At 64.1% G+C, this 4,389-nt stretch carries 4 protein-coding genes; 2 read left to right on the forward strand and 2 right to left on the reverse strand.

Features of this window, described 5'->3' with window-relative positions; genetic code table 11:
• Both BP858_RS01320 and BP858_RS01325 read left to right on the forward strand, forming a co-directional pair.
• Nucleotides 1-890, forward strand: an 890-nt coding sequence (locus BP858_RS01320; protein WP_286878621.1) for a UbiA family prenyltransferase, incomplete at its 5' end; no start/stop codon positions are given.
• A 56-nt stretch (nt 891-946) separates the two neighbouring features.
• Nucleotides 947-1,816 (forward strand): acyltransferase family protein, encoded by an 870-nt coding sequence (locus tag BP858_RS01325; protein ID WP_062266103.1) that lies wholly within the window; start codon nt 947-949, stop codon nt 1,814-1,816.
• Nucleotides 1,817-1,833: 17 nt separating this feature from the next.
• Here BP858_RS01325 and BP858_RS01330 read toward each other — a convergent pair whose 3' ends face one another.
• Entirely contained in the window at nt 1,834-2,169 is a 336-nt protein-coding gene (locus tag BP858_RS01330; RefSeq protein WP_286878622.1) for a cupredoxin domain-containing protein, read from the reverse strand.
• 80 nt (nt 2,170-2,249) lie between these two features.
• A complete protein-coding gene (locus BP858_RS01335; RefSeq protein ID WP_286878623.1) occupies nt 2,250-4,292 on the reverse strand; it encodes a DUF2298 domain-containing protein in 2,043 nt (680 codons plus the stop codon).
• Nucleotides 4,293-4,389 lie beyond the last annotated feature (97 nt).

Genomic DNA, 4,389 nt, shown 5'->3' on the forward strand with positions numbered 1-4,389 from the left:
TAACGACCATGAGAGAGACCCTTGCGGCGCTCGCCGACCTGACCCGCATCCATTTCTTCTTCGTCTGGCCTCTGCTCTTCTGCTCGGGGCTTGCACTTGCGTTCCAGAACTACGGCGGGTTTTCGTGGGCGCTTGTCGGAAGGGCGGCGCTCATCGGATTCCTCGGGTTCGAGGCCGGGCTCGTCTTGAACGACTACATCGACCGGGAGTATGACCGGCGTGAGATCAACGGCTCGCTCACCCGCTACTGGCGGCCGTTCGGGGAGCGCCCGATACCGGCAGGGAAGATCTCACCCCGGGCAGCATTCGTCGTCTTCCTCGCCCTCGCCGTGCCTGTGGCCGTGCTCGCCGCGACCCTCCCCGCCCCCCACAACCTCTACGTCCTCGGGATCATGGGCTACTCCTACGTGGTCGAGTGGTTCTACCAGACAAAGAAGCGGCGCCAGACCATCCCGGCCGCCCAGGTTGTCGGGAGGACGGACCTCGCGCTCTTTCCGGTCGCCGGGTATCTTGTCTACGGCAGCCCCGACGCGACCGCCCTCCTCTGCTTTCTCTTCTTCTACCCCTGGGCGCTTGCGCACCTCGCGGTCAACGACATCGCCGACATCGAAAACGACCGCGCCCGGGGGATGGCAACGATCCCGGTCCTCTACGGCATGCGGGGAGCGGCACGGTGGGTCCTCGCCTTCTCGGTTGTCCACGGCGCTCTGGCGCTCATCCTCGGCATCGCCCTCGGGCCGGTCGCACTCGCCGGGTTTGCCGCCGGGATCATCCTCCTCGGGGTTGCAAACTACCTGGTGTTCGCCGGAGCGGCGATGCGGGCCCTCCCGCTCATCCACGCAACACTGATCATCTATGCGGTGGCGATCATCGCGGCCGCCGTTCTCTGACCCGGGATCGAAAGCCTCATCCTCTGATCCGGCGACCCCATCATCGGGAGGGGCTCATGAACCGGATAATCGTTCTGGACGGCGTTAAGGCTGCTGCAATCCTGCTCATCATCTTCATCCACCTCTACAACTACCTCATGCACCACCCCTTCACCGGCCACCACGACCTCATCGCGCTCCTCTCGTTCCTGGCGCTTGCCGGATTCACGTTTGTATCCGGGTACACGATCTACGCAAACAACACTGTCATCAGAACGCAGGAAGACATCACCCGGTTCTACAGGAAACGTGTGCTCCGGATCTACCCGCTCTACCTCGTCGCGCTGGCAACGTTCTTCATCTGCTTCCAGGTCCTTCGGCTCTCCCCCTCGCTGGATCTCTCCCCCATCGGGTGGTTGATCAACGCACTCTGCCTGCAGGTGCTGTTCGCACCGGCATTCACAGACCCAGTCTTCACGCTCTGGTTTATCGGGTTTATCGTGGTGCTCTACCTCATCTACCCGGCGATCATCATGTTCTCACGAACGACAAGGGACATAATCCTCATATCCGGGGGCATCTTCGCCCTCCTCGCGGCCCTGCATCTCCTCCTCGGGATCGTCGATGACCGCCTCCTCCAGTACTACATCTTCTTCATCGCAGGCATCCTCGCGGCGCGGTCAGGCATCACATTTTCCCGGGTTGAAGCGGGGTTCCAGGGACGGGGAGCCGGGATTGTGGCAGTCTCGTATGCCGCATACGGGGTATACCTCTTCCACATGCCCGCATTCGCGGTGGCGGCCGCGATCATCGGGAGGTTGGGCCTGCCCTGGTACCTCTACGATGCGGCGATGTATGTGGTCGTCCCGGCACTCTTCGCGGTAGCGTACGGCATACAGAGGAGCTACGACCTGCACATCAGGACAAAAACCGAACAGGAAAAATAAGGGGGTTTGGGCCCCCTCTACTCCACGACAAACCCCCCGTTCATGGAGGGGTGCACGTCGCACCTGAAGAAGTAGGTCCCGGGCTCCTCCGGCGCGGTGAAGGTGTAGGTGACCTCTGCCGGACCGGTGATGATCTCACCCCTGAATATCACCCGGCTGGCGGAGGAGTCTGTGTAGACCGCGACATTGTGCGGGATGCCGTCATCGCGGTTCTCAAAGTTCATGGTCACCTCCGCACCCGCCGGGACGGTGATCGTGTCCGTATCGAAGGCCATGTTCTCGGCCGCGATCTCAACGGTCACGCTCCGGCCCTCTGCGGCGCGGGATGGGGTCGTGGTCACCCTCGGGTTCATACTCGCACCTCCACGGTGGCGTTCAACAGAAGGGTTGCTGGCGTCATGAGCCCCACCCTCCTGCCCCGGACATATATAGGTTACCTCTCCTGACCCGGGTAAGCCGCCGCCGGCAGCCGCTCATAGATCTGAACCCCGTCCTCATCGTAGATGAGGGTAAGCCCCCGGTCAGGCAGCCTGACGCTGTAGCGGCCACGCTCAGGCTCGCCCACGTAGAGGAGGGTCGCGTTGTACTTCGCCATAAGCGCGAGGCTCTCCTCAGGGTTCTCGTAGATCGCCCTGATGTCTGCCGGCCGTTCGGCGTACCAGGCCCCATTCCCCCGCCACGTCAGTTCGTGGCTGATCTGCCCGAGGATCGTGGGGATGCCGGTGAACGTCGATACCCGGGAGTAATACCCGTAGTCCCCGTTCTCTGCCTCCACGATACGGTGGTCGCCTTCGAGCGAGCGCAGGTAGTCGATCGCCGCTGCCTCCCCCGGCCGGGAGGCGTCGAGGTAGGCGAGCCCGTCCAGGGTATGGTAGCCCGCCGGGGGATAGCCGATGCCGAGGAGGCCCCGCCCGATATCGACGTTGAGGGCGAACGGGGCGACGAGGAGCACGGCCACCGCGACGACCGCGGCTCCCCGCCGGACCGATGCCGGGAGGACCGGCTGCCGGGCTGCAAGCCACCGCCCGGCGAGGAGCAGGGAGCCGGTGCCGAGGAGGACCCAGGCGTCGAAGTAGAACTTGAAGATGGTGTTGAACCGGCTGTAGTCGCCCCCAAGCATCTCCTGGAGGTAGAAGAGGTCGCAGAAGGCGAGCACAAGGAGCCCCGCGATGCAGAGGAGGTCCGGGTATGAATGATCCCGCCGGAGGATCAGATAGGCAAGCGGCACCACGACAATCCCGAGGGCGGCGTAGCCGGTGGCGATGAACGGGAGGGCAACGGCGAGGTAGACCGGGGATCTCCAGATATCCCGGGCGATTGCGGCATAGAGAAGGGCAAGGAACCCGCCCCAGATCGCGACAAAGACGAGGGGGTCGGTGGGGGGAAATCCCCAGCCGGTCCCGCCCACGCCCGCAGGTTCGAGGAGGAGGTAGTAGGGGAGGTAGATGAGGAAGGCGACCGCGGGGACCGCTACGACTGCCGCCCGGGAAACGCTCTCCCGCTCCCTTGCCCAGAGAAGGAGGAGGAAGACGGTGACGGCCGGGCCGTAGACAAGGGCGTCCCAGGAACTCAGGAGCGGCATCGACCCGATGCTCACCGCGATGAAGAGGGCAAGCCCCCAACGCCCTGGGGCATCAAGCCCGCCCCACCGCAGCCACGCAAACCCGAGGAGGAAGATGAGGAGGAACTGGTTGAACGCGGCCATCTCGAACGCGTGGGCGTTTCCGAGGAAGAGGGAGAAGAGCGGGAACTCGAACCTGGCCCCGGGGATGATCCAGTTGGTCTCCTGGAACGCCCCGTAGAGGTTCCAGCCGGTGGCGAGGAACCAGGGGACCGAGGGCGGGACGAGGAGGAGGACCGCGATCGGGAGCCATCGCCACCGCCTGAGGAGCAGGCTTCCTGTGGCGTAGAGCATCAAGAACGACATTCCGTAGACCGTAGCCGGGATGAGGTTGAACGCCACCTCCGAAGGAACGCCGGTGACGATCCCAAGACAGCCCATCAGCCAGTGGCCGAGGTAGTAGTAGACGGTGAGGTGCCCGCCCGCAAACCAGGGGTCGAGCGGCGGCACCACCGGGTTCCTCATGATGGCCGCGAGGAAGGCGTGGTTCATGTACTGCTCGCTGAAGTAGTTGATGGGCGGGTTTACGAACCTGACAGAGAGCGCGAATAAAAATCCAACCAGGAAGACTGCGTCCCAGGCGAGAAGCCCCCGGAGTTCCGCGAGCTGGTAGTCGCCCCGCCGGAGGCCCCAGATCCCGAGGGCGACGAAGACCAGGAGGGCGAGGGCGACCGGGACGCGGAGGAGGCCGCAGTACCAGGTCGCGAGGGCGAAGAGGAGGAGGGAGGCCGGGTATGCCGCCGGGTAGGCGTACTCCCCGAGCGCGGGGCGGAGGCGGGGCCAGAGGGCCATCTGGAGTCCTTTCAGGAGGCCGGCCCAGAGCAGGACGTAGCACGCCTGCAGGATGGGGTCCACACCCTGATATCAGGGGGAGGGTATATGCGGTTTTTGTTCTCTCCCGGGCAGCGGGTGGTTTAACACTGATTCTTCCCATATCCTAAGGCAGGAACCA

Source organism: Methanoculleus sp. UBA413 (assembly GCF_002502935.1).
In the GTDB taxonomy this organism is placed as follows: domain Archaea; phylum Halobacteriota; class Methanomicrobia; order Methanomicrobiales; family Methanoculleaceae; genus Methanoculleus; species Methanoculleus bourgensis.

Coding starts and splice junctions, on each gene's coding strand:
- BP858_RS01330 (WP_286878622.1), bottom strand. CDS start 2,169: ATGAACCCGAGGGTGACCACGACCCCATCCCGCGCCGCAGAGGGCCGG.
- BP858_RS01325 (WP_062266103.1), top strand. CDS start 947: ATGAACCGGATAATCGTTCTGGACGGCGTTAAGGCTGCTGCAATCCTG.